The 24,442-nt window shown below is 72.6% G+C and carries 23 protein-coding genes and 1 tRNA gene; 10 read left to right on the top strand and 14 right to left on the bottom strand.

The window, feature by feature from the left end; translation table 11 throughout:
• Positions 1–55: 55 nt before the first annotated feature.
• From ABEB12_RS29615 to ABEB12_RS29595, 5 genes are all read right to left on the bottom strand, one after another.
• On the bottom strand, positions 56–823 hold the full coding sequence (locus ABEB12_RS29615; protein ID WP_185059866.1) for an SDR family NAD(P)-dependent oxidoreductase: 768 nt from the start codon (positions 821–823) through the stop codon (positions 56–58).
• A 13-nt stretch (positions 824–836) separates the two neighbouring features.
• Complete coding sequence (locus ABEB12_RS29610; RefSeq protein WP_185059865.1) at positions 837–1,985, bottom strand: acyl-CoA dehydrogenase family protein; 1,149 nt, start codon at positions 1,983–1,985, stop codon at positions 837–839.
• A 101-nt stretch (positions 1,986–2,086) separates the two neighbouring features.
• The gene (locus tag ABEB12_RS29605) at positions 2,087–2,464 is read right to left on the bottom strand and encodes a hypothetical protein (RefSeq protein ID WP_185059864.1); all 378 of its coding nucleotides are present in this window, start codon (positions 2,462–2,464) and stop codon (positions 2,087–2,089) included.
• Between the two features lie 93 nt (positions 2,465–2,557).
• Positions 2,558–2,818 (bottom strand): hypothetical protein, encoded by a 261-nt coding sequence (locus ABEB12_RS29600; protein WP_185059863.1) that lies wholly within the window; start codon positions 2,816–2,818, stop codon positions 2,558–2,560.
• A gap of 260 nt (positions 2,819–3,078) precedes the next feature.
• Positions 3,079–4,038, bottom strand: coding sequence for a hotdog domain-containing protein (locus ABEB12_RS29595; protein WP_185059862.1), 960 nt, complete (start codon positions 4,036–4,038; stop codon positions 3,079–3,081).
• 112 nt (positions 4,039–4,150) lie between these two features.
• Here ABEB12_RS29595 and ABEB12_RS29590 point away from each other — a divergent pair, with 112 nt between their 5' ends.
• On the top strand, positions 4,151–5,314 hold the full coding sequence (locus ABEB12_RS29590) for an MBL fold metallo-hydrolase (RefSeq protein ID WP_345703252.1): 1,164 nt from the start codon (positions 4,151–4,153) through the stop codon (positions 5,312–5,314).
• Here the strand turns inward: ABEB12_RS29590 and ABEB12_RS29585 are convergent.
• A complete protein-coding gene (locus ABEB12_RS29585; protein ID WP_185059861.1) occupies positions 5,311–6,318 on the bottom strand; it encodes an oxygenase MpaB family protein in 1,008 nt (335 codons plus the stop codon). The genes ABEB12_RS29590 and ABEB12_RS29585 overlap by 4 nt on opposite strands.
• Positions 6,319–6,416: 98 nt before the next feature.
• Between ABEB12_RS29585 and ABEB12_RS29580 the strand changes: the two genes are divergently transcribed.
• On the top strand, positions 6,417–7,055 hold the full coding sequence (locus ABEB12_RS29580; RefSeq protein WP_185059860.1) for a TetR family transcriptional regulator: 639 nt from the start codon (positions 6,417–6,419) through the stop codon (positions 7,053–7,055).
• Here ABEB12_RS29580 and ABEB12_RS29575 read toward each other — a convergent pair.
• From ABEB12_RS29575 to ABEB12_RS29560, 4 genes are all read right to left on the bottom strand, one after another.
• Positions 7,017–7,655 carry a TetR family transcriptional regulator gene (locus ABEB12_RS29575; protein WP_185059859.1) on the bottom strand — a complete coding sequence of 213 codons (639 nt, stop codon included), beginning with the start codon at positions 7,653–7,655 and terminating at the stop codon, positions 7,017–7,019. The genes ABEB12_RS29580 and ABEB12_RS29575 overlap by 39 nt on opposite strands.
• Positions 7,652–9,742 (bottom strand): ATP-binding protein, encoded by a 2,091-nt coding sequence (locus ABEB12_RS29570; RefSeq protein ID WP_185059858.1) that lies wholly within the window; start codon positions 9,740–9,742, stop codon positions 7,652–7,654. Before ABEB12_RS29570 ends, ABEB12_RS29575 begins: the two co-directional genes overlap by 4 nt.
• Positions 9,743–9,750: 8 nt before the next feature.
• On the bottom strand, positions 9,751–11,349 hold the full coding sequence (locus ABEB12_RS29565) for a carboxyl transferase domain-containing protein (protein ID WP_185059857.1): 1,599 nt from the start codon (positions 11,347–11,349) through the stop codon (positions 9,751–9,753).
• Positions 11,350–11,603: 254 nt separating this feature from the next.
• Complete coding sequence (locus ABEB12_RS29560) at positions 11,604–11,774, bottom strand: hypothetical protein (protein ID WP_185059856.1); 171 nt, start codon at positions 11,772–11,774, stop codon at positions 11,604–11,606.
• A gap of 19 nt (positions 11,775–11,793) precedes the next feature.
• Here ABEB12_RS29560 and ABEB12_RS29555 point away from each other — a divergent pair, with 19 nt between their 5' ends.
• The 3 genes from ABEB12_RS29555 (at position 11,794) to ABEB12_RS29545 (ending at position 14,957) form a co-directional block, all read left to right on the top strand.
• A complete protein-coding gene (locus tag ABEB12_RS29555; protein WP_345703251.1) occupies positions 11,794–12,465 on the top strand; it encodes a hypothetical protein in 672 nt (223 codons plus the stop codon).
• A gap of 272 nt (positions 12,466–12,737) precedes the next feature.
• On the top strand, positions 12,738–14,009 hold the full coding sequence (locus ABEB12_RS29550; protein ID WP_185059854.1) for a trypsin-like peptidase domain-containing protein: 1,272 nt from the start codon (positions 12,738–12,740) through the stop codon (positions 14,007–14,009).
• A gap of 36 nt (positions 14,010–14,045) precedes the next feature.
• On the top strand, positions 14,046–14,957 hold the full coding sequence (locus tag ABEB12_RS29545; protein ID WP_345703250.1) for a TIGR03854 family LLM class F420-dependent oxidoreductase: 912 nt from the start codon (positions 14,046–14,048) through the stop codon (positions 14,955–14,957).
• 249 nt (positions 14,958–15,206) lie between these two features.
• Here ABEB12_RS29545 and ABEB12_RS29540 read toward each other — a convergent pair whose 3' ends face one another.
• Entirely contained in the window at positions 15,207–16,637 is a 1,431-nt protein-coding gene (locus ABEB12_RS29540) for an ATP-binding protein (protein WP_185059853.1), read from the bottom strand.
• Positions 16,634–18,286 carry an FAD-dependent oxidoreductase gene (locus ABEB12_RS29535; protein WP_185059852.1) on the bottom strand — a complete coding sequence of 551 codons (1,653 nt, stop codon included), beginning with the start codon at positions 18,284–18,286 and terminating at the stop codon, positions 16,634–16,636. Before ABEB12_RS29535 ends, ABEB12_RS29540 begins: the two co-directional genes overlap by 4 nt.
• Before the next feature lie 124 nt (positions 18,287–18,410).
• On the opposite strand from ABEB12_RS29535, the gene ABEB12_RS29530 reads away from it, so the two are divergent.
• Complete coding sequence (locus ABEB12_RS29530) at positions 18,411–19,298, top strand: SDR family NAD(P)-dependent oxidoreductase (RefSeq protein WP_345703249.1); 888 nt, start codon at positions 18,411–18,413, stop codon at positions 19,296–19,298.
• Here ABEB12_RS29530 and ABEB12_RS29525 read toward each other — a convergent pair.
• A complete protein-coding gene (locus ABEB12_RS29525; RefSeq protein ID WP_185059851.1) occupies positions 19,283–20,200 on the bottom strand; it encodes a LysR substrate-binding domain-containing protein in 918 nt (305 codons plus the stop codon). The two genes, ABEB12_RS29530 and ABEB12_RS29525, sit on opposite strands and share 16 nt — an antisense overlap.
• A 61-nt stretch (positions 20,201–20,261) precedes the next feature.
• Here ABEB12_RS29525 and ABEB12_RS29520 point away from each other — a divergent pair, with 61 nt between their 5' ends.
• The 4 genes from ABEB12_RS29520 to tatA all read left to right on the top strand — a co-directional run bounded on the left by ABEB12_RS29520 (position 20,262) and on the right by tatA (position 24,264).
• Positions 20,262–21,104 carry an oxidoreductase gene (locus ABEB12_RS29520; protein ID WP_185059850.1) on the top strand — a complete coding sequence of 281 codons (843 nt, stop codon included), beginning with the start codon at positions 20,262–20,264 and terminating at the stop codon, positions 21,102–21,104.
• A 402-nt stretch (positions 21,105–21,506) separates the two neighbouring features.
• Positions 21,507–22,688, top strand: coding sequence for a type III PLP-dependent enzyme (locus tag ABEB12_RS29515; RefSeq protein WP_345703248.1), 1,182 nt, complete (start codon positions 21,507–21,509; stop codon positions 22,686–22,688).
• Positions 22,685–23,878 (top strand): adenosylmethionine decarboxylase, encoded by a 1,194-nt coding sequence (gene speD, locus ABEB12_RS29505; protein WP_185059849.1) that lies wholly within the window; start codon positions 22,685–22,687, stop codon positions 23,876–23,878. Before ABEB12_RS29515 ends, speD begins: the two co-directional genes overlap by 4 nt.
• A 191-nt stretch (positions 23,879–24,069) precedes the next feature.
• On the top strand, positions 24,070–24,264 hold the full coding sequence (gene tatA / locus ABEB12_RS29500) for a Sec-independent protein translocase subunit TatA (protein WP_185059848.1): 195 nt from the start codon (positions 24,070–24,072) through the stop codon (positions 24,262–24,264).
• 21 nt (positions 24,265–24,285) lie between these two features.
• On the opposite strand, the gene ABEB12_RS29495 is transcribed toward tatA, so the two are convergent.
• Positions 24,286–24,358 (bottom strand) — tRNA-Asn (locus ABEB12_RS29495).
• Between the last annotated feature and the right edge of the window lie 84 nt (positions 24,359–24,442).

Here is a 24,442-nt window from a genome sequence, read left to right as displayed (position 1 = left end):
GACACGGTGGGGGGCGCGATATGGGGTGGTGGGGGGCGCGATATGGGGGTGGGGGTTAGCGGGGGGCCATGCGGATGGAGCCGTCGAGGCGGATGGTTTGGCCGTTGAGGTAGGAGTTCTCCAGGATGTCGGCGGCGAGTTTGCCGAAGTCGGCGGGGTCGCCCAGGCGCTTGGGGTGCGGGACCGAGGCGGCCAGGCCGTCGCGGATGTCCTCGCGCAGGCGGCCCAGCATGGGGGTGTCGAACACCCCGGGGGCGATCGTGTTCACCCGGATCTGCCAGCTGGCCAGGTCCCGCGCGGCGACCAGGGTGATGCCGTGCACGGCGGCCTTGGACGCGGTGTAGGACGTCTGGCCGATCTGGCCGTCGAACGCGGCTACCGACGCGGTCATCACCACGGCACCCCGGTCCCCGTCCAGCGGCTCGTTGCCGGACATCCGCGCGGCGGCCAGGCGCAGCGCGTTGTAGGTGCCCACCAGGTTGATCCGGAGCACCTCCTCGAAGGTGTCCAGGCCGCCGGGTACGCGCTGCCTGTCGATGATCCGGGTGCGGTCGCCGCCCCGGCCGGCGCAGTGCACCACGGCACGCAGCGGGCCGTTCGCCTCGGCCGCGTCCAGCGCGGCGTTGAACGAGTCGGTGTCGGTCACGTCGGCCGGCACGAAGCTGGCCGCGTCACCCAGGGAAGCGGCGGCCTCCTCACCGGGCGAACCCTTCAGGTCGGCGAGCACCACCTTCGCGCCGCGCGCCACCAGCACCCGCGCGCTGGCCAGCCCCAGCCCGGACGCCCCGCCGGTGACCAGTGCCGAAATCCCGTCGATGCGCATTTCCGCGTCCCCTCTACAGCCCGAGTGACTTGCTGATGATGGTCTTCATGACCTCGCTGGTCCCGCCGTAGATCCGGGTGACCCGCGCGTCGGCGTACATCCGGGCGATCGGGTACTCCAGGATGTAGCCATAACCGCCGAACAGCTGCAGGCAGCGGTCCACCACCCGGCCCTGCAGCTCGGTCAGGTACAGCTTCACCTTGGCCGCGTCGGCCGGGGAGAGCTCGCCGGCCACGTGCTCGGCCAGCGCCCGGTCGGCCATCGCCTGGCCGGCCTCGATCTCGGTGGCCATCGCGGCCAGCTCGAACTTGGTGTTCTGGAACTCGGCCACCGCCTTGCCGAACACCTTGCGTTCTTTCACGTACTCGATCGTGGTGTCCACCGCCGCCCGGGCCATGCCCAGCGAGCCGAGGGCGATGGTGAGGCGCTCCTGGGGCAGGTTGTGGCCCAGGTAGTAGAAGCCCTGGCCCTCATCCCCGAGCCGGTTGGCCACCGGCACCCGGACGTCGGTGAAGGACAGCTCGACGGTGTCCTGCACCTTGAGGCCGATCTTGGCCAGGTTGCGGCCCTTGGTGAACCCGGGCATGCCGTCCTCGACCACCAGCAGGGTCAGCCCGTTGCGCCGGTTGGTCTCGTCCCGCGAGGTGCGGGCCACCACGATCACCAGGTCGGCCTGCGCGCCGCCGGTGATGAAGGTCTTCGCGCCGTTGAGGACGTAATGGTCGCCGTCCAGTACCGCCGTGGTGCTCATCCCGGCCAGGTCGGACCCGGTACCCGGCTCGGTCATCGCGATGGAGGTGAGCAGCTCGCCGCTGACGAAGCCGGGGAACCAGCGCTGCTTCTGCTCCTCGTTCGCGTAGGCCAGGAAGTACGGGATGTTGATGTCGATGTGCACCCGCAGCGAGCCGAGCGCGATCAGCGCCCGCGCCGCCTCCTCGGAGAGGATCGCGTTGTAGCGGAAGTCCTCCAGGCCACCGCCGCCGTACTCCTCGGGGATGGCCATGCCGGTGACGCCCAACTCGCCGAGCTGGCGGAAGAACTCCCGGGGCACCAGGCCGGTCTCCAACCACTTGTCGAAGTTGGGCACCGCCTCGCGGGCCAGGAAGTCCCGGATCATCGCCCGGAAGTCCTCGTGCTCGGTGGTGAAACCGGTCCGCCGCATCGCCCCGCCGCCCTTTCGCCCGCCGTTGGTTGGCCGGGCAAGTATGGCGGTTTGAATTCAAACCTGTAAACCAAGCGCGGTGCAGGTCACTAGACGGGGTTCTAGTCCGGGATCTCCCGGCAGAGCCAGGCGGGGATCTCGCCGCTGCGGCAGCGGTCCTCGAACGGCGACTTGGTCGGCCGTTGCCGCTTGGTGGTGGTCCGATGGGGCTCGGCCGGCTTGGGGTGCGGCTTGGCGGCGGGCGTCTCGGGTACCGGCCGCGGCGTCGGGCTGACCGGAGCCGGAGCGGGCGGCGGCGGGGTCGGGCTCACGTCGGTGGCCGGCGGCGGACTGAGCACCGGCGGCACCACCCGGGGCACCGCGCTCTCCGTGGCCTTCCCGAGCAACCCGATCAGCACGATGGCGTTGGCCAGCAGGACGCCACCCGCCAGCACGCCCAGGATCAGCCGGGCGGTCGGGTGGGTCAGAAACCGCGACATCGTTTCGCCTGCTCCAGAGACGGCGAAAGGCGCCGAGCCACCCCTGTGGCCCGGCGCCTTTCAGCCAGATTCAGCTATCGCTCGAGGACTTGCTCAGTTCTCGGCGCTGTTGTCCTGGTCGCAGTCACCGTTGTGCTCGTCCTCGTTCTCGAGGTCCTTGGCCAGGATGCCAACGACGCCCTCGACGACGGAGTTGTTGCAGGCCTGGATCGGCACCTGCACGGCGGTGCCGTTCAGGTTCAGCAGGCCGTGCTGCTCGTTGTCAGAGTCGTCATCGTGGGCGAAAGCCAGTGGGCTCAGCGCCAGCAGACCAGCAGCGGTAGCGGCGACGACGATTCCAGCCTTCTTCAACACGAGGTCTCTCCTTGTCCTATTTGTGGTGCGGGACCGCCCCCGTAGAAGTCAGCAACTCCCGCCGGGCCGAAACCCTCAACCTGGCCAACGAGGTCGATGGGAACCGGGTTACGGGTGGGCCACGGCATTTTTCGATCTGCTATCAACGGTCGATTTTCCGCGCCGACCGTGCGATATCGGCGGTATCCGCTGGTCAGCGCACCGCCCGATCGGAGGAACCGAACGGTTCGCCGACTACACCGAACCGCTCAACCGCGGATTCACCCATTTGACGCAATGAGTGAACCGTTTGCATCGCCTGTGGCCTGGCTCTCATTCCATTCGCCGGTGCCCAACAGCCACAGACCGGTGATAGAGGTAGCTATCCGTCCATCGGCGCGCATCAGCTCGGTGCGCAGCGTGCGGAACCGCCGACCCCGCCGCACGTAGGCCGTCCGCACGGTCAGCTCCGGGTCCTCGATCGGCGCCGGACGCAGGTACTCCACCTGCACGCTGAGCGGGTGGAGGTGGCCGGCGGTGGCCAGTTGCGCCCGGCGCTGGGCCAGCTGGCCGATGGCCAGCAGTACACCCCCTTGCACCTGGCGGCGGGCGTTGGCCATCCGGGTGGTCACCGGCAGCCGCCATTCGGCGGGGTCCGGTTCGGTGTCCGGTTCGGTGTCCGGTTCGGTGTCCGGTTCGGTGTCCGGGAGCAGCGGCGTGAGGTCGTCGAGCAGTGCCTCCGGCCGGTCCCGGTCCCGCTTGTCCACCGCGATCGGGCCACCGGGGATGTTGTCGATCGGCGCGATGCCGTCGTTGCGCACGTAGTGACCCTGGCCCCGGGCGACCAGTCGTCCGGTGTCGTCCCGCACCGTGATCATCGAGTAGGCCACGCCGGGGCCGGTGTGCGAGACCGTCGCCTCGGCCAGCAGCTCGCGGGCCTCCGGTGCCGGCGGCCCGGCGTGGTCGATGCGCAGCTCGACGGTGGGGGCGCCCAGGCCGGCCGACTGCAGCACCACCACGCTCAGCCCGCCGGCCACGTCGGCCAGCACGGCGAGGACGGTGACCAGGCCGATCTCCCGCCGGTGCGCCGACTCGGCCGCCGGGATCGGCATGCGCAGGGTCAACGAGTCCGGCCGACTGCCGGCCAGCCGGAGGCCGAGGCAGCCCTCCACCGGTGACGCCATGATCCGCTCGCAGAGCAGCTGTACGTCCTCGATCTTGGAAACCGCCAGGTCAGTCACCGCATACCCCTCTTCGCCCATGGCCCTCAGGGACCAGGGTGGTGGACCTTCCGACCCCTCGCCCCGTTGACCGGGCAATCTCACATTGACGCGCCTTCTCTACTCTGAGGGTGTGTCGTTATTGCGCCAGGCCGAAAAATGTGCAGCGATCGGGGTCGGCACTGCGTCGCTGACCGCGACCGCGATGCGCGCCGTACTGGTCGGCGCGACCACCGCGGGCATGGGTCTGCTGGCGCGTGCGGCGTGGGGCCTGCCCACCGCGCTGGGCGCCGCGCCGGCGGCGATCAGACGGGTGGCCGAGGGGTCCCCCCGCTACGTCGACGGCGCGTTCCAGAACACGCTGCCGAGCACGTTGGTCGGGCCGACCAGCGTGCCGGCACTGCTCACCGAGATGCTCACCCGCGGCCGGGACGGGCTGCCCACCGGCGCGGTACCGCTGCGTGTGCCGCGCCACCCGGCGGTGGCCGACCAGCTCGCGGTGACCTGGTACGGCCACTCCAGCGCGTTGGTGGAGATCGACGGGCGCCGGGTGCTGGTGGACCCGGTGTGGAGCGACCGGGTGTCCCCGTCGCCGCTGATCGGCCCGAAACGGCTGCACCCCACGCCTACCCCGCTGGAGGCGCTGCCGCCGCTGGACGCCGTACTCATCTCGCACGACCACTACGACCACCTGGACCTGGCCACCGTGCGCGCGCTCAGCCGGCGCGAGCGGGTGCCGTTCGTGGTGCCGCTGGGGGTCGGGGCGCACCTGCGCGCCTGGGGCGTGCCGGACGAGCAGGTGATCGAGCTGGACTGGGGCGGCCAGGCCCGGGTCCGCGAGCTCACCCTGACCTGCACCGAGGCCCGGCACTTCTCCGGGCGGATGTTCACCCGCAACAGCACTCTGTGGGCGTCCTGGGTGATCGCCGGCCCGCAGCACGGCGTGTTCTTCGGCGGCGACAGTGGCTACACGCCCGCGTTCGCCGAGATCGGCGCCCGGTTCGGCCCGTTCAACCTCACCCTGCTGCCCATCGGCGCCTACCACAGCCAGTGGCCGGACATGCACATGACGCCGGAGGAGGCGGTCCGCGCGCACGGCGACCTCGGCGGCGGGTTGCTGGTGCCGGTGCACTGGGCGACCTTCCGGCTGGCCTTCCACGGCTGGTCCGAGCCGGTACACCGGCTCATGGCCGCCGCCGACCGGGACGGCGAGGCCCGGGTGGCGGTCCCCGTCCCCGGCGAGCGCTTCCCGGTCACCACCCCGCCCACCCAGGACTGGTGGACCCCGCTCACCTAGGCCAAGGCCTCGACTTCGGCGCGGGTGCGGGTGGGGTCGGTGCCGGGGATGTGGGCGGGGAGGGTGTGCGGGCGGTCGGTGCCGCCGGAGACCCGGGCCCGGGCCTGGCGGAACTCGCGCAGCGGGCCGGTGGTCGCGTGCAGGCCGTTCAGCGCCAGCCAGAACGCGGTGCGCCGGGCATAGACCTCCACGTCGCGCGGGCGCCGGTGCATCACCATCCGGGCGGCCCAGGTGGGCAGCGTGTCCCGGACCATCCAGTCCACGAACGGGCCGTTCAGCGGGCCGGTCGGCACGTCTCGCAGGTTGGGGCCGGTGCGCGCGGCCTGCGCCGAGGTGATCGCCAGCCGGGGCAGGTAGGACTTCAGGCAGTCCAGCGTCTCCGCCTTGGTAGCCGGCAGGTCGGTGCCGCCCAGCGCCTGGCCGACCCGGGTGAACTCGGCGTAGTAGCGCCCCAGCGCCTCGCCGCGCAGCGGCCGGTAGTGGTAGCGCTCGTGCGCGGTGGCCAGGCCCCACACCACGGTGGCGTAGTTCCAGCGCAGCCAGTCGGGGTCGTCGGCGTCGTAGGGCAGCCCGTCCGGGCGGGTGCCCTTCACCGTGTGGTGCATCGCGCGCACCGTGCGGGTGAGCCGTTCCGCGGTCGCGGTGGAGCCGTAGGCGGTGCCGATGAAGAACGACAGCGAGTGCCCGAAGCGGACCGCCGCACCCTCCTCGTCGATCCTTTCCGTGGACCGGCCGTCCTCGTCGCGGGCCAGCAGCCGGGAGTGGTCCGCACCCATGGCCACGATGCTCGGGTCGAACCCCTCCAGATAGGCCGCGCAGACCAGGCCGAAGACCAGCGTCGGCAGGTGGGAGTGCACGTACCAGACCGCACTGTCCGGCCCGAACCAGCCGGGATCCCCGCGCGGCCCGGCGAACTCCAGGCCCCGGAAGTAGCGGGACCTGACCTGCGTCTCGAAGATGCGGTCGAACTGGTCGGCCAACAACTCGTGCGGCAGCGGCAACATCGCGCCTCCCGACTCTGGATACGCCTGTAGCCAGAATAGACGAGAACTGGCCACGTGTGTAGTCAGAGTTCCCGGCCTGTACGCCCTAAGCTGGGCGGATGGCGGGCGAGGAGCCGAGCGCACCGGGCCGGTGGGCCGGGGTGCCGCTGACCGACCGCCCCGCCGAGCGGCGCGCGCTGCTGGTGGACGCCGCGTACGAGCTGTTCGGCACCGGGGCCGAGGCGGCGGTCACCGTCCGCGCGGTGTGCCGGCACACCGGGTTGCACAGCCGGTACTTCTACGAGAGCTTCGCCGACACCGACCAGCTGCTGGGCGCGGTCTACGACCGGGTGGCCGAGGCGGCCGGCGTGGAGGTCACCGCCGCGCTGGCGGCGGCCGGCGCCGACCCGGTGGCCCGGCTGCGCGCGGGAATGCACGGCGTGCTCGGGTTCAGCTCGGCCGACCCCCGCCGGGGCAAGGTGCTGTTCACCGAGGCGCGCACCAACCCGGTGCTGGCCGACCGGCGCTACGCCGCCCAGCTGGCGCTGATGGAGGGCGTGCTGCAGGAGGGCGGGCGGACCCGGCCGACCATCGACCCCCGGCTGGCCAAGGTGGGCGCGGCGATGTTCACCGGCGCGATGGTGGAGTTGGTCGGCCAGTGGCTGGCCGGCAACCTCGGCGATGACCTGGACGCCGTGGTCGACCACGCGCTGGAGCTGTTACTGGCCGGGCTGCTCGCCCCTGCGCTGGGCGGGTAGCCCGGCCGGCTCGGCCCATTCGGCCGGGCGCACGGGCAGGCCGAGCACGGCGTGCGCCGCTTCCGCGAGCCGCCGGGTCAGTTGGTCACGGGGCAACCCGGACTCGAAGTGCAGGCTGGCCTGGATGGCGCCGATCGCCGCGTGCACCGCGACCCGGGCGGCCACCTCGGTCAGCTCCGGGCGCAGCCGCACCAGCAGGTCCACCCACCGCTCGATGTACTGCCGCTGCATGCGCCGCGAGCGGCGCCGGTCGGCCTCCCGCAGGGTCAGCTGTTCGCGCAGGTAGACGACCAGGAGCGGGCGCTCGTCCAGCACGAAGTCGATCTGCCCGGCGACCAGCGCGGCCAGCGCCTCCGCCGGGTCGGCGGCGTGCTCGACGGCGGCGGCGGCCTCGGCCAGCAGCCGCTCCATCACCCGGTCGGCCAGCGCGCCGAGCACCGCGTTCTTGGACTCGAAGTGCCGGTAGATGCCGGAGCCGACGATCCCGGCCGCCGCGCCGATGTCCGCCATGGTCACCGGGTGGTAGCCCCGCTCGGCGATCAGCGTGGCCGCCGAGGTGAGGATCCGCTCCCGACGCGCGGGGTCGCGGACGCGGGTCATGAGTTCTCGGCTGACACCGGCTCGGCGTCGGTGGACACGGGCTCGGCATCGGTGGAGACGGGCTCGGCGTCGGTGGACACGGGCTCGGCGTCCGTGGAGACGGGCTCGGCGGAGACGACGGCGAGCACCTGACCGGTGTGCACCTGGTCGCCCGGCCGCACGGACAGCTCGGTCACCCGGCCGTCCCCCGGCGCGGCGACGGTGTGCTCCATCTTCATCGCCTCCAGCACCACCAGCGGCTGCCCCTCGGTGACCAGGTCGTCCACCGCCGCCAGTACCCGCAGCACACCACCGGGCATCGGCGCGAGCAGCGAGCCGGCCGCCGTGCCGGCGGTCGGGTCGCCGAACCGGGGCACCCGGGTGAACGCGGCGGCGCCGTCCGGCCCGTCCACGTACACCTGGCCGGCGCCGTACGTGGCCACCCGGTAACGCCGGCTCACCCCGTCGACCTCGAGCGTCACGCCCTCGGCCGAAGTCCCGCGCGCCCGCACCGACTCGCCGAGCGGTTCGCCGTTCACCGCCACCCACACCCGGTCCCGGTCGAAGTGGTAGGCCACCTCGAACGTCTGCTCGCCGAGCGTGTAGTCCACCCGGTGGGGCTGCGAGCGCACGTTCCGCCAGCCCGAGGGCAGGCCGGAGAGGACCGGCGCGGCCGCTCGGTTCGCCGCGGCGGATGCCAGGGCCGCCGCGGCGGCCCTGGCCCGTGAGTGATTTGTGTGGCTATAGCCACACAAATCACTCACGGGGCGCGCACGCGCCAGATATCCGGTGTCGGTGCGGCCGGCCAGGAAGTCCGGCTCGCGCAGGATGGCCACCAGCAGGTCCCGGTTCGTGGTGACGCCGTGCAGGCGGGCACCGGCCAGCGCCCCGGCCAGCCGGCGCGCGGCGTCCGTCCGGGTCCGGCCGTAGGCGATCACCTTGGCCAGCATCGGGTCGTAGTGCGGACCGACCACGGATCCGTCGGCCACGCCGGCGTCCACCCGCACCCCGGGCAGCTCCGGCACCTCGAACCGGTGCAGCGTGCCGGTGGCCGGCAGGAACCCGGCCGGCACGTCCTCGGCGTACAGCCGGGCCTCGATGGCGTGCCCCTCGATCCGGGCTTCCAGCACCGGCGCCGGCAGCGGCTCGCCCTCGGCCACCCGCAGCTGCAGCTCCACCAGGTCCAGGCCGGTGACCAGCTCGGTGACCGGGTGCTCCACCTGCAGCCGGGTGTTCACCTCCAGGAAGTAGAACTCGCCGGTAGCCGCGAGCACGAACTCCACGGTGCCCGCGCCCACGTAGCCGATCGCCTTGCCGGCGGCCACGGCGGCGGCGCCCAGCGCATCGCGCAGCTCGTCGTCCACCGCCGGCGACGGGGACTCCTCCACGACCTTCTGGTAGCGCCGCTGGATGGAGCACTCGCGCTCGAACAGGTGCACGACGGTGCCGTGGGTGTCGCCGAAGATCTGCACCTCGACGTGCCGGGGGTCCGGCAGGAACCGTTCCAGGAAGACCGTGCCGTCGCCGAACGCGGCCTCCGCCTCGCGCCGCGCCGAGGCCACCGCCTCGGCCAGCAGGGTGCCGTCCGGCCCGGGCTCGGAAACCACCCGCATGCCCCGGCCGCCACCGCCGAACGCGGCCTTGACCAGCAACGGGAACCCGACCCGTGCGCCCGCCTCGCCGAGGTCGGTGCCGTCGGAGACCGTCGCCCCCGGCAGCACCGGCACCCCGGCCGAGTCCATCAGCCGCTTGGCCCGCAGCTTGTCGCCCATCGCCGCGATCGCCTCCGGCGGCGGTCCGACGAAGAGCAGCCCGGCATCCGCGCAGGCGCGGGCGAACCCGGCGTTCTCGGAGAGGAACCCGTAGCCGGGGTGCACCGCGTCGGCGCCGGTCGCCCGGGCCGCGTCGATGATCTTCTCCAACCGCAGGTACGTGTCGGCCGGAGCGTTCCCCGGCAGCCGGACCGCCTCCTCGGCCAACCCGACGAACGGCAGCTCGGCGTCCGCGTCGGAGTGCACCGCAACGGTGGGAATGCCCAGTTCACGAGCGGTGCGCATGACCCGGGCGGCGATCTCGCCCCGGTTCGCGACCAGCAACTTCTTGATCATTGGCAGGCTCACATCCGGAAGACGCCGAAGCCGCGCCGGCCGGCGACGGTGTTGGAGTGCACGGCGGACAGCGACATGCCGAGCACGGTGCGGGTGTCGCGCGGGTCGATGATCCCGTCGTCGTAGAGCCGCGCGGTGACGTAGAAGGAGTCCGACTCGGCCTCGATCTGGGCCTCGATGAACTGGCGCTGGGCGGCGTCCTTCTCCTCGTCGAACGGCCGCCCGGTGGCCTTCGCCGACGCCCGGCCGACGATGGACAGAACCCCGGCCAGCTGCGCGGCGCCCATCACGGCCAGCCGCGCGCCCGGCCAGGCGAACATCAGCCGAGGGTCGTAGGCCCGGCCGGACATGCCGTAGTTGCCCGCGCCGAACGAGGAGGCCATGTTGATCGTCAGGTGCGGCACCTCGCTGTTGGCCACCGCGTTGATCATCTTGGCCCCGTCCTTGATGATCCCGCCCTGCTCGTAGCTGGCGCCGACCATGTAGCCGGTGGTGTTCTGCAGGAAGATCAACGGGGTGTCGGTCTGGTTGGCCAACAGGATGAACTCGGTGGCCTTCTTCGACTCCTCGCTGAACAGCACGCCCCGGTGGTTGGCCAGCACGCCGACCGGGTAGCCGTGGATGCGCGCCCAGCCGGTGACCAGCGCGGTGCCGTAGCGGGGCTTGTACTCGTCGAACTCCGAGCCGTCCACGGTGCGCGCGAGGATTTCGCGCGGGTCGAACGGCACCTTCACGTCGGCGGAGACGATGCCGAGGATCTCGTCCGGGTCGTAGTTCGGCGCCGGGGCGTGCGGGGACGGCGGCGGGCCGAGCTTGCGCCAGTTCAGCCGGGACATGATCTCCCGGCCGATCCGGATGGCGTCGGCCTCGTCCACCGCGAAGTAGTCGGCCAGCCCGGAGACGCGGGAGTGCATGTCCGCGCCGCCCAGCGACTCGTCGTCCGACACCTCGCCGGTGGCCATCTTGACCAGCGGCGGGCCGCCCAGGAACACCTTGGCCCGCTGGTCGACCAGCACCGCGTAGTCGCACATCCCCGGCACGTAGGCCCCGCCGGCGGTCGAGTTGCCGAACACCAGCGCGACGGTCGGGATGCGGGCCGCCGACATCGCGGTCAGCTCGTGGAAGATCCGGCCACCGGGCACGAAGATGTCCGACTGGGACGGCAGATCGGCGCCGCCCGACTCGACCAGGTTGATGACCGGCAGGCGGTTGGTGCGGGCGATCTCCAGCACGCGCAGCGTCTTGCGCAGCGAGTACGGGTTCATCGCGCCGCCGCGCACCGTCGGGTCGTGGGCGAGCAGCACGCACTCCACCCCGGACACCACGCCGATGCCGGTGACCTCGGCGGCGCCCACGGTGAACTCGGTGCCCCAGGCGGCCAGCGTGGACAACTCCAGGAACGGCGAGTCCGGGTCCAGCAGCAGCTCGATCCGCTCGCGGGCCAGCATCCGGCCCCGCTCCCGGTGCCGCTGCTGGTACCGCTCGCCGCCGCCGGCCTTGGCCAGCTCCAACTGCTCGTCCAGCCGGTCCAGCAGCGCCAGCTGGTTGGCCCGGTTGGCGCGGTAGACCTCGCCGCCGGTGTCCAGCGCGGATCTGATGACCGCCATGGTCCTCCCTCGAAGCGCCGCGCCAAGTGATTGGCCATTCACTAACGACGTGCACGTTAGCGCGCCGAAGCATCCTTGGAAAGGCACCCGGGAGGATCTGGTCACGCCTCGGGTCATGCCCTAGGGCCGCGACCGGCGGGTCCGGCGAGATCATGCCCCCATCACACGATCTCGCTCTCGGACCGGCTGGCCGCGACCCGGGTAAACCATTTCTAGCCGAGCCGGGTCGGGAACCCTCCCGAATTGGGTATCCCCTACTGAGGGGAGTCGGTCGCCTTGGTGGCTTCCGCCGCGCGTTCGTGCAGGCGGGCGCGGATTTCCTCCGGGGTGTACGCCCGGCGCTGCCGTTCGGAGCGGGCCAGCACCACCCCGGTCGCCGCCACGCCGGCGAGCCCGGCGAGGCCGATCACCTTCCACCATCGCATGGCGCAATACGCTACCGCTGTGCCCGACCAACCACTGGACCTCGACACGGCCGTCGACCTGACCCGCACCGGTGACATCTGGCTGTTCCGGGGCAGCTCGACCGCCGACCGGGCCATCCGGGTCACCACCAACAGCCCGGTGAACCACGTGGGCATGTCGGTCGTGCTGGACGACCTGCCGCCGCTGATGTGGCACGCCGAGCTGGGCCGCTCGCTGCCGGACATGTGGACCGGCGGCCACCACCGGGGCGTACAGCTGCACGACCTGCGCGAGGCCGTGGTGGTCTGGGCGCGGCGGTACGGGCAGCGGGGCTGGCTGCGCCAGCTGGACCCGCCGGCCACCCGGGAGATGGAGGACGGCGCGCTGCGCGCGGTGGCCCGGCTGGACGGCACGCCCTTCCCGTCCACCGCGAAGCTGGCCGGCCGCTGGCTGGCCGGCCGGGCGCCCCGGCTGCCCCGGGGCCGCAACGACGCCGAACGCGCCGCACTGGAGACCGCCTACTGCGCCGAGGTGGTCGCGCTGACCTACCAGTTCATGGGCCTGCTGCCGGCCGACCGGCGACCCAGCTACTACGACCCCGGCCGGTTCTGGAGCGGTGACGGCCTGGACCTCACCTCCGGCCACCACCTCGGCGGCGAGATTCCCATCCGCATCCCCCCACCCCCCGATTCAGTCACTCCAGCAGGCTGATTCAGTCACTCCAGCAGGCTGGTTCAGTCGGTTCAGCACGGTGATTCAGTGGGTTCAGCAGAAGCGCGGCTCCGGGTCGCTTCTGGTAGGTCCGCACGGCCGAGCCGAGGGTCAGCCGTCGCCGACCACGGAGGACACCGGGAGCCCCTGCTGAAGTGACTGAACCAGCATGCTGAAGTCACTGAATCGGCGGGGTCGTTGGGTGGCACTCGTCAGCGACTTCTCGGGTTGCTCACAGGAAGAGCACAGGCTGCCGGCCGACCCTTGGTGTCATGGACACCAAACCGGCCGGTAGCCCGATCCCCTACCAGACAACCTCATCCGGTACCAGCACGCCGTACGGCCAGCTGCCTCCGCCGCCGATGCCCCCGCCTCCCGGCCTGCCGAACGGTCCGTCCCCCGCACCCCGCCCGAAGGGCCGGCGGCGCGTCGCCGAGCTGGCCGCCATCGCGGTGATCGCCGCCGCGGTGGGTGGCGGGGTCGGGGCCTGGGTGGGCGGCCCCTCCGACGGCCCCGCCGGCAGCGCCCCGGCCAGCACCGGCACGCTCGCCCAGCGGGCACCCACCCCAGGCGACCTGCCCGCCGGACCGATCAGCGAGGTGGCCCAGCGGGTGCTTCCGAGCGTGGTCCAGCTGGTCGGGTCCACCGGCGAGGGCTCCGGCGTGGTGCTCTCCGCCGACGGCCTGATCCTCACCAACGCCCACGTGCTGGAGTCCGCGCGTGACGGCGGCCAGCTCACCGCGAAGTTCCAGGACGGCTCCACCGCCCCGGTCACCGTGGTCGGCCAGGACGCCCGCGCCGACGTGGCCGTGGTCCGGGCGCGCGGGGTCTCCGGGCTCACCCCCATCCAGCTGGGCAACTCGGACGGGCTCCAGGTCGGCCAGCAGGTGGTGGCCATCGGCTCGCCGCTCGGCCTGGCCGGCACGGTCACCAGCGGCATCGTCAGCGCCCTGAACCGGCCGGTGGTGACCCAGCAGGAGCAGCAACCGCGGTCCCCGCTCGGCGGGCTGGACCCCTTCGGCACCGAGCAGCAGCAGGCGCCGGCACAGACCTCGGCGCTGGACGCGATCCAGACCGACGCGGCGATCAACCCGGGCAACTCCGGCGGCCCGCTGGTGGACATGCAGGGCCGGATCGTCGGGCTGAACTCCGCGATCGCCTCGCTGGGCGGCTCGGGCACCCGGCAGAGCGGCTCCATCGGCCTCGGCTTCTCCATCCCGATCAACCAGGCCAAGCGCATCGCCGACGAGCTCATCAACACCGGCCACGCCAACCAGGCCCAGCTCGGCGTGAGCATCCGGGACGGGCAGCCCACCGGTGCCCAGCTGGCCGGCGTGGCGCCCAACTCGGCCGCCGCCAAGGCCGGACTGCAGCCCGGCGACGTGGTCACCAAGATCGGCACCCGGCTGATCGAGGACGCCGACGCGCTGGTCGCGGCGGTCAACTCGGCGCCTCCCGGCGGCACCATCTCACTTACCGTGACCAGCGGCGCCGGCTCGCCACGCAACGTGTCGGTCACCCTGGACAGCGTGCCGGCTCAGTAGTGCGCAAACGGCGTTTCGTTACGTAATGTCGAGAGCATGGGCATGAAGGTCCGCATCGGTGTCAGCGCGATTCCGGTCGAGGGGGAGAGCGCCCAGGTCGGCGCCGGTCTCGCCGAACTGATCGACGAGCTCGAGGCCCACTCGGTCGACTCCATCTGGCTGTCCGACCTGGTGTCCTCGCCGGCCAGCGCCGACCCGCTGATCGGGCTGGCCTATGCGGCCGGCCGCACCGACAAGCTGAAGCTGGGCACCGGCGTGCTGGTGCTGCCCGGGCGCAACCCGGCGCTGGTCGCCGCGCAGCTGGCCGGGCTGGCCGCGCTGGCCCCCGGCCGGGTACTACCGGCGTTCGGCGTGCGCCCCGCCCTGCGGGCCGACCGGACCCTCTTCCCGGTGCCGGACGGCCGGCGGGCCGAGGCGTTCGAGGAGGCGCTGGTGGTGGTGCGCGCACTGCTCTCGCAGCCTTCGGTGACCCACCACGGCGAGTTCTACCACCTGGACGACGCGACGGTTTCGCCCCTGCCGGCCAAGCCGCTGGACCTCTGGCTGGGCGGGCGGCTGCCGGTCGGCATGCGCCGGATCGGGCGGCTGGCCGACGGCTGGCTGGGCAGCTTCGTCACACCGGCCGAGGCCGAGGTCTGCCGGGCCCAGATCGTCGACGCGGCCACCGAGGCCGGCCGGGAGGTGGAGGAGGACCACTACGGCACGAACCTCCTGGTCGCGGTGAACGACTCGGACCTGGACGCCGTGCTGGCCCGGATCGCCAAACAACGCCCCGGAGTGGACCCCGACCGCCTGGTCTGCAAGGGCTGGCAAGCCGCCCGCACGCAGTTGACCCAGTTCGTGGACGCCGGCCTGACCAAGTTCGTGGTCCGCCCCGCCACTCCCGTCACATCCCGCCGCGACTTCCTCGACCAACTGGCAACCGAACTCCTCCCCCTCCAAACCTGACCCATATCGCCCGTCCCGCCTGCCCATGTCGCGCGTCCCGCCTGCCCATGTCGCGGGTTTCGCCTGCCCATGTCGCGGGTTTCGCCAGGCCATGTCGCGGGAAAGCCACCAGCGGACCGCCCGTTGCACCGCGCACGACGCGGCAAAATCCGCGATATGGCCCGGCGAAACCCGCGACATGGGCGGGCGGGACGCGCGACATGGGCAGGCGAGACCCGCGACATGGGCAGGCGGGAGGCGCGATATGGGTTAGGGGGATTCGGTTAGGGGGAGGCGGATTTGGAAGCGGGTGTCGCCGGGTTGTGACTCCACGGTGAGGTCGCCGTGGTGGCGGTTGACCACCACCCGCCAGGAGACGTCCAGGCCCAGGCCGGTGCCCTCGCCGACCCCCTTGGTGGTGAAGAACGGCTCGAAGACGCGTTTGCGGTGCTCGGGCGGGATGCCGGGGCCGGTGTCGCCGATCTCCACCAGTAGCCACTCGCCGTCGGGCGCGGTGCGGACCGTCAGGACGCCCGAGCCGGCCATCGCGGCCAGCGCGTTGTCGATGATGTTGGTCCACACCTGGTTCAGCTCGGCCGGGTAGCCGGGGATCTTGGGCAGGGTGCGGTCGAAGTCCTTGACCAGCTTCACCCCACCGGCGCCGGAGGCCGCGAACTTGCCGGCGAACATCACCAGCGTGGCCTTCAGCCCGTCGTGCACGTCGATCATCTGGTAGGGCGCGCGGTCCAGCTGGGAGTACTGCTTGGCCGCGCCGACCAGCGCGGTGATCCGGTTGGTGGAGTCGGTGATCTCGCGCAGCAGGCTTTCCGTCTCCACCGTGTACGCCAGCCAGCGCACCGCACCACCCAGCGACTCAGCACCGGCCGCCACCAGCACCTTCTCGAGATCGGACACCCGCAGCCCGGCCGCCACGAACACCGGGGCGAGGTCCCAGCCGCCGCCGATGCCGTGGTCGGTCAGCCAGTCGCCGAGCTCGTCCTCCAGGTCGCTGCTCTCCAGCGGGGACAGCTCGGGCGCCTCGGCCACCCGGTCGGCGAAGTCCTCCTGCAGGCCGGTCAGCGCGAGCAGGGCGTCGGTGTCCAGCTTGCCCTCGGCCAGCATGGCCAGCTTGTGCCGCATGCCGGCCACCCGGTCGCGCAGCGTGGAGGTGGCCCGTGCGGCCGCGGCGGCCGGGTTGTTCAGCTCGTGGGTGAGCCCGGCGGACAGCTTGCCCAGCGCCAGCAGCCGCTCCCGCTGGCCGGTGATCGCCTGCCCCCGCCGGGTGCCGAGCACCATGCCCTGCAGCAGGTGCACGGCCATCGGGAACCAGTCCCGGAACGCCGCCGCGAACGGCCCGACCGGCAACGCGAGCAGCCGCACGTCGGTGACCGCCCGGGCGGACGTGGGATAACCCTGTTCCAGCGACTCGGGCAGGTAGAACGACACCGCGCCGAAGTAGACGCCGACCTGGTCGGTGCGCGCGGTCTCCACCCGCTCACCGCCGATCACCCGGCTGGTGGCCACCGTGCCGGAAAGCAGCACCCAGAAGCACTTGGCGTCGTCACCCTCGGTGAAGATCTCGGTGTCGGCGGCCACCTCCACCTCGTCGGCGTTCAGCGCTATCCAGCCGAGCTGCAGATCGGAAAGATCGGCGAACAGGAACAGCTCGCGCAGTTCCGCGTGCGACAGCGTGACACTCACTGCTCCCCCAGATACCGATGTACCAAGGTCACCGCCATCGCACCCTCACCGACGGCGGAGGCCACCCGCTTGACCGACTCGGCGCGCACATCGCCCGCCACGAAAACGCCCGGCACGCTGGACTCCATGAAGTAGGGCTCCCGGTCCAGTGTCCACCCGGGGGGCCGGGATTCGCCACGAATCAGGTCCGGACCGGTGCGCACGAAGCCACGCTCGTCCCGGACCAGCACGCCGTCCAGCCAGTCGGTGCGCGGCGCCGCGCCGATGAACACGAACAGGTAGCCGGCACCCACCGTCTCGCTCTCGCCCCCGGACCGCAGGGTGAGCCGCTCCAGGTGCTGCTCACCGTGGGCCTCGGCCACCTCGGTGTGCGTGCGCACCGAGACGTTCTCGATCGCCTCCAGCTGCTGGATCAGGTAGTGCGACATCGACGCTTCCAGCGAGGAACCCCGGATCAGCAGCACCACCCGCTTGGCGTGCCGGGAGAAGAACACCGCCGCCTGCCCGGCCGAGTTGGCCCCGCCGACGATGTACACGTCCTGGCCGGCGCAGGCCGGCGCCTCGGTCACCGCCGAGCCGTAGTACACCCCGCTGCCGGTCAGCTCCGCGACCCCCGGCGCGTCCAGCGTCCGGTAGGACACCCCGGTGGCCAGCACCACGGAGTGGGCGGCGATCTCGGTTCCGTCGCCGAAGTGCACCACCCGCGCCGAGCCGCGCACCTCCAGCCGGGTGACCTCACGGGCGGACAGCGTCTCCGCGCCGAACTTGCGGGCCTGCCGGCGAGCGCGGTCGGTGAGCTGCGCGCCGGACACCCCGTCCGGGAAGCCCAGGTAGTTCTCGATCCGCGAGCTCTGGCCGGCCTGGCCTCCGGTGGCCTGGCGTTCCACCAGCACGGTGCGCAGACCCTCGGAGGCGCCGTACACCGCCGCGCCCAGCCCGGCCGGCCCGGCGCCGACCACCACCAGGTCGTAGAACTCGGCGGCCGGGTTGGTGGAGAGGCCGACGGCGGCGGCGATCTCCGTGTTGGACGGTTTGCACAGGCACACGCAGTCCGGGGTGATCACCACCGGCACGTCGTCGGCGGTCTTCCCGGCCGCCTCGAGCAGCCGCTCGCCCTCCGGTTCGTCCACGCTGTAGTACCGGTACGGCACCGCGTTGCGGGCCAGGAAGTCGCGCGCGGCGAACGACGGTGCCGACCACCGGTGGCCGATCACCTTGGTCTCCTCGACGGCGCTGTCCCCGGTGGCCCGCCAGGTCTCGATCAGCGCGTCGACCACCGGGTAGAGCTTCTCCTCCGGCGGGTCCCACGGCTTGAGCAGGTAGTGGTCGACGTCCACCAGGTTGATCGCCTGGATCGCCGCGTCGGTATCCGCGTACGCGGTGAGCAGCGCCCGCCGCGCCCGCGGGAACAGGTCCATGGCCTGCTCCAGGAACTCGATGCCGTTCATCCGGGGCATCCGGTAGTCGGCCAGCATGGCCGCGACCACGTCGCCGCGCAGCTTCAGCTCGCGCAGCGCCTCCAGCGCGTCCACCGGGGAGTCCGCCCGGACGATCCGGAACTCCTCGCCGTAGCGCCGTCGCAGGTCGCGGGCGACCGAGCGGGACACCCCCGGGTCGTCGTCCACGGTCAGCAGTACCGGCTTACCCAACTCACACCGTCCTCGTCACGTGCTCGCCCACCAGCATCGTCGCTCCTCGGCGCCGCCCGCCATGCCCGATCGGCATGAACACGGGTATTGGACCGGCGCATCGGTGCACTGATTGCCTGGTTCGGTGTCCACCCAACCCTCTCAACTCTCCCGGCGCAAAGCATTGGCCATCGGCGCCGCCGGAGTGGCCGGCATCGCCGCCGGAGCCGCCGGCTCGCTGGCCGCCCACCAGTCGGGCGCGCCGGCCCCTGACCAGCGGTTCGCCGGCAAGGTCGCGCTGATCACCGGGGCGACCTCGGGGATCGGCGAGGCCACCGCGCGGGCGATGGCCGCGCGCGGGGCGAAGGTGTTCTTCTGCGGCCGGCGCGCCGAGCTGGGCCGCCGGGTCGAGGCGGACATCCGCGCGGCCGGCGGGGACGCCACCTACCGGCGGGCCGACGTGCGCCACGAGCCGGAGGTGCGCGACCTGGTCGCCGCCTGCGTGGACCGCTACCAGCGGCTGGACATCGCGCTCAACAACGCCGGCATCGAGAGCCCACGCGCCGCCCGGCTGCACGAGCAGACCCTGGAAGACCTGGAGCTGGTCTGGCGGACCAACACCGCCGGCGTGTTCCTCGCCATGAAGTACGAGATCCCCCGGATGCTGGCCGCCGGGGGTGGCGTGATCATCAACACCGCGTCCATCTCCGCCGAGGTCGGGTTCGCCACCATCGCCCCGTCCAACGCCAGCAAGCACGGCGTGCTGTCGCTGACCAGGGTGGCCGCGCTGGAGTACGCCGCGGCGGGCATCCGGGTGAACGCCTTCGCCCCGGGTGCGGTGGACACCCCGATGCTGCGCCGGGCCGCCGCCGCGTTCGGGGTGAGCTACGAACAGATCGCCCAGGACTACCCGGTGCGCCGGATCGTCCGCGCCGAGGAGATGGCCTCGGTGGTGATGTGGCTGGCCTCCGACGAGGCCGGCGCGGTGCACGGCGCCGACGTGGACGCTTCGGGCGGCTACCTGGCCGGCTGACCCTCCGCCGGGCCGGACCCGATGGCCGACGCGGTGGCCTCGCGCAGCCGGCGCAGCGCCTCGCGGTTGTCGCCCCGCCGCCAAGCCAGCACCAGCCGGCTCGGCCCAACCCCGGTGACCGGCCGCACGGCCACCCCGTCCAGGTCCAGCGCCGGGGCGTTCCCACTGGCCAGCAGGCAGACCCCGAGGCCGGCGGCCAGGCATTCCACGGTCTCCTCGACGCTGGCGACCTCGGCGCCGACCACCGGTTCCCGGCCGCCCCGGGCCTCGGTGGCCAGCCAGTAGTCCCGCAGCACCCCGCTGCTGGCCGGCAACGCGAGGAACGGCTGGTCCAGCAGCTCGGCGATGTCCAGCTCGGCCCGGTCCGCGAGCGGGTGGGCCGAGGGCAGCGCGACCAGCCTCGGCTCGCGCGCCACCTCCAGCCAAGCGAACCGCTCGGGGTGGGGCAGCGGCAGCCAGACGAACGCCGCGTCGGTCCCCTCCCCGCCGGCGTCGGCCAGGCCGCCGGTCGGGTCGCCCCAGCCGACCTGCCGCACGTGCAGCTGGATCCTCGGTGCCAGCTCGGCCAGCCGGGCCCGCACCGCCGGCAGCAGGCCCCGGCCGAGGCCGGTGCTCATGCCCACGCGCAGCGTGCCGCGCTGCACCGCGGTGGCGGCGGCCAGGTCGGCCTCGGCGGCGGCCCACGCGTCCAGTACCGCGCGCGCCCCGGGCAGCAGCGCCGCGCCGGCCGGGGTGAGCGCCACGCCCCGCCCGTCCCGGTCGAACAACCGCACCCGCAACCGCTGCTCGAAGCCCCGGATCTGCTTGGACAGCGCCGGCTGGCTCACGTACAGCGCCTCGGCGGCGCGGGTGAAGTGCAGGTGCTCGGCGATGGCCACGAAGTAGCGCAGGTGCGCGTCCATGCCATCTGGTTATCACGCCAGGTCTTGGACGTCCAGGGGTCGCGCGAGCCAAGGTTGCGCCATGACTTCCACATCACGGGTCTGGCTGGTGACCGGGGCGTCCAGCGGCTTCGGCCGGGCGATCACCGAGGCGGCGCTGGCCGCCGGGGACGTGGTGGTGGCCACCGCACGGCGCCCGGAGACGCTGGACGACCTGGTCACCAGTCACCCGGACCAGATCGAGGCGGCCCGGCTGGACGTGACCGACACCGCCGCCGGCGCCGCGCTGGTGGCCGACGTGCAGGCCCGCTACGGGCGGATCGACGTGCTGGTCAACAACGCCGGCCGGGGCCAGGTGGGCGCCGCCGAGGAGACCACCGACGGCGAGCTGCGCGACCTGTTCGAGCTGCACTTCTTCGGTCCGGCCGCACTCGCCAGGGCGGTGCTGCCGGGCATGCGCGCCCGGGGCAGCGGGGCGATCGTGCAGATGTCCTCGTTCGGTGGTCGGGTGGCGCTGCCCGGGTTCTCCGCCTACTGCGCCACCAAGTTCGCGCTGGAGGGCTACTCGGAGGCCCTGGCCGCCGAGGTCGGGCCGCTGGGCATCGCGGTGCTGGTGGTCGAGCCCGGCTCGTTCCGCACCGAGCTTTCCGGCGCCAACCTGGTGCGGAGCGCCCGCATCGACGACTACACGCCGACCGTCGGCTCCACCCGGGAGATGATCACCGGTATCCGCGGCGTGGAGCCCGGCGACCCGGCCCGCGCCGCCGCCGCGATCCGCACCGCCCCGGACGCGGACACCACCCCGCTGCGCCTGCCGCTGGGCGCGGACGCGGTGGACGGCATCCTCGCCCACCTGGACGCCGTGCGCACCGAGCTGCGCACCTGGGAGCCGGTCTCCCGGGACACCGCGCTGGCCGCCGGCTGAGTGCGGTGCCGGTTCCAAGACGGCTTTGACGGCGCGGCTGGGGGGCCTCTGCGGCTTCGGCGCGGCCTCTTGCGTCGACCGCGGTGCCGCCGCGTCTGGTTACCTTCTGTAGTCAGCAACCGTCCCGGCGCGGAGCGTTCCGGCGTTCGGCGCGCGTGGTATGTGATCAACTAAACACCAGAGACGTTCTACTGGCCAGTAAGGTCTCCCATGTTTAGTTGATCACGAAGGGCACGGAAGGCAGGCCCCAGCATCGTCACGGAAGGTGACCAGCCGGCGCGGCAGCCCGCCCGACGCAAGAGGCCGCGCCGAAGCCGCGAAAGCCCCCAGCCGCGCCGTCCAAGCCGTCTTGGAACCGGCACCGCGCACGACCGCCACCCCATCGCGCCCTAACCTCGGGGTGTGAGCGGTCCGTATCTGGAGATGGATCTCGGGGTGGTGCGCGCCCGGTACGCCGAGCTGCGGGAAGCGCTGCCCGAGGCGCGGGTGTTCTACGCGGTGAAGGCCAACCCGGAGCCGGCCGTGCTGCGCGCGCTCGCCGAGGCCGGCAGTGGCTTCGACGTGGCGTCCCCGGGGGAGATCGCGCTGCTGGACGGCCTCGCCGGCATCCCCGTCGGGTGCCAAACCGGGCGCCCTCCCGAGACCGGCCTCGCCGGTGTCCCTGCCGGGCGCCAAACTGGGCGCCCGACCCATGCCGGCTTCGCCGGGGAGCGGTGCTACGCCAACCCGGTGCGCAAGCCGGCCGAGGTGGCCGCCGCTGCCGCCGCTGGGGTCCGGCTGTTCGTCACCGACAGCGCGGAGGACCTGCGGGTGCTGGCCGCGAACGCGCCGGGGGCCGCCGTGCTGGTGCGGATCGCGGTGGACGAGGCCGGGTCGGCCACCCCGTTCGGCGGCAAGTTCGGCTGTGCCGAGGAGGAGGCGGTACGCCTGCTACAGGACGCGGCGCGGCACGGGCTGGACCCGGCCGGGGTGGGCTTCCACGTGGGTTCCCAGCAGACCCGGCCCGCTGCCTGGGCGGACGCCATTGCCGGCGCCGCGCGGGTCGCGGGCCGGGCGGGAATGCCGATCCGGCTGCTGGACGTCGGCGGCGGGTTCCCGGTGCCCTACCGCGAACCGGTGCCGGGCATCGCCGAGTACGCGGAAGTCATCCGCGACGCGGTGCGGCGCCATTTCCCGGGCCGGGCGCCCGAGCTGGCCGTCGAACCCGGCCGGCTGCTGGTCGCCGAGGCCGGCACGCTGCACGCGGAGGTGGTCCGGGTGTCGCGGCGGCACGACGGCCGGCGCTGGGTGTACCTGGACATCGGCCGCTACGGCGGCCTGGCCGAGACGGAGGGCGAGGCGATCGGCTACCGGCTGGCCACCCCGCACGACGGCGGCCCGGTCGGGCCCGCCGTGCTGGCCGGCCCGACCTGCGACGGCGACGACATGCTCTACCGGGAGGTGCCGCTGCCCCTGGCGTTGCGCGCCGGCGACCCGGTGCGGCTGCTCGCCGCCGGCGCGTACACGGCCAGCTACGCGTCGGTGGGTTTCAACGGCCTGCCGCCGCTGCCCGTGCGGTGCACCGAGCCGGTGGCGGCGCGATGAAGTTCGCCGGGCGGCACGTGCTGGCCGAGCTGCACGGGGTGCCGGCCGAGACGCTGAACGACCAGCCGGCGCTGCGCGCGGCCCTGCGCGACGCGCTGACCGGAGCCGGGGCGACGGTGCTCCAGCTGGTGGCGCACCAGTTCAGCCCGCGCGGGTTGACCCTGCTGGCCATGCTCGCCGAGTCACACGCCTCGGTGCACACCTGGCCGGACGCCGGTGCCGCCTTCGTGGACGTGTTCACCTGCGGCGACGCCGCCGACCCGGACCGTGCCGTGACCCTGCTGGCCGAGGCGCTCGGCGCGCGGCGGGTACACCGGCAGTCCGTGCCGCGCGGGGAGACCGGCCAGGTCGAGGAGCCGATGGGCGCCGGGTTGCACCGGGTGTGGCAGGTGTCCGAGGTGCTCTGGTCCGGGCACACCGGGTTCCAGGACGTGCTGATCGGGCGAACCGCGCACGGCGTCACCCTGTTCTGCGACGACGAACGGCAGAGCGCCGAAGCCAGCCAGCTCGTGTACCACGAGGCACTGCTGGTCCCCGCCCTGCTGCTCGCGCCCCAGGTGGACCAGGTGCTGGTGATCGGGTCCAGCGAGGGCGTGGTCAGCCAGCTGGCCGTGGCCGCCGGCGCGCGCCGGGTGGACCACGTGGACATCGACGCCGAGTGCGTGCGGGCCTGCGCCCGCCGGCTGCCCTACGGGTACACCCCGGAGGCGCTGGCCGCCGCCGAGCGCGGCGACGGCCCGGTGCACGTGCACTACGCCGACGGCTGGGCCTACCTGGCCGAGACCGACCGGCGCTACGACGTGGTCGTGGTCGACCTGCCCGACGAGCGCCCGGAAGACCCGGCCGCGCAGCACAACCGGCTCTACGGGGTGGACTTCCTGCGCCGGGCCTCCTCGGTGCTCACCGACGGCGGCGTGCTGGCCGGCCAGGCCGGCTGCGCCACCCTGTGGCGGAGCGAGACGCTGCTGCGCTCGGTCGAGCGGTTCGGCGAGGTCTTCGCAACGGTCCTGCACTACGGCTCCGACGAGCACGAATGGTCCTTCCTGGCCGGCACCCACCGCGCCGTCGAGGACCCGGTGCGCACGGTGACCGCCCGCCTGCCCGAGCTGCCGTACCGCCCGGTGACCCTGGACGCCGACGCCCTGCGCCGAGGCGCCGTCCTCCCCCACGCCACCCGCCGACCCAGGTAGGCCGTGTTTCAGAAGTCCTCGATCGCGGTCTTCGCGCCCAGGCGGTCCCCGGCCGCGTTGTCGGCCGGCCACGTACCCCGGTACGAGGCCATGCCTCCGCCTTGCCGGAAACCACCTGGATCACGAAGCCCATCGACCGGGACTCCTGAAACACGGCCTAGTTCTCAGCTTTGCCGGAATAGGATTCGGGCATGTTCTCCGGCGCCGTCTCGCCCAGCCATGTCCTGATCGTGCTGCTGATCTTCGTCCTGCTGTTCGGTGCGAAGAAACTGCCCGAGGCGGCCCGGGGGCTGGGCCGCTCGGCGCGCATCTTCAAGGCCGAGATCGGCGGTCTGCAGGAGGACGACGCCAAACGCGCCGAGGCCAAGCCCTCGTCGGAGAGCTGATCAGCGCCGGGGAAGGACTTGCTCCTCCGACTGGACTCGAACCAGTAACCCTGCGATTAACAGTCGCATGCTCTGCCAATTGAGCTACGGAGGATCGCTCTTACCGGCCCGTACCGCTCGCCGGTGTCCATAACTATAGACAACGCCATCGGGGCATCGCCGCGGGGTTCCCCACTCC

It is taken from the genome of Actinospineispora eucalypti, from assembly GCF_039543365.1.
Taxonomy (GTDB): domain Bacteria; phylum Actinomycetota; class Actinomycetes; order Mycobacteriales; family Pseudonocardiaceae; genus Pseudonocardia; species Pseudonocardia eucalypti.
The sequence above is the reverse complement of the archived record's forward strand: the minus strand, read 5'-3'. Positions and strand labels throughout refer to the sequence as shown.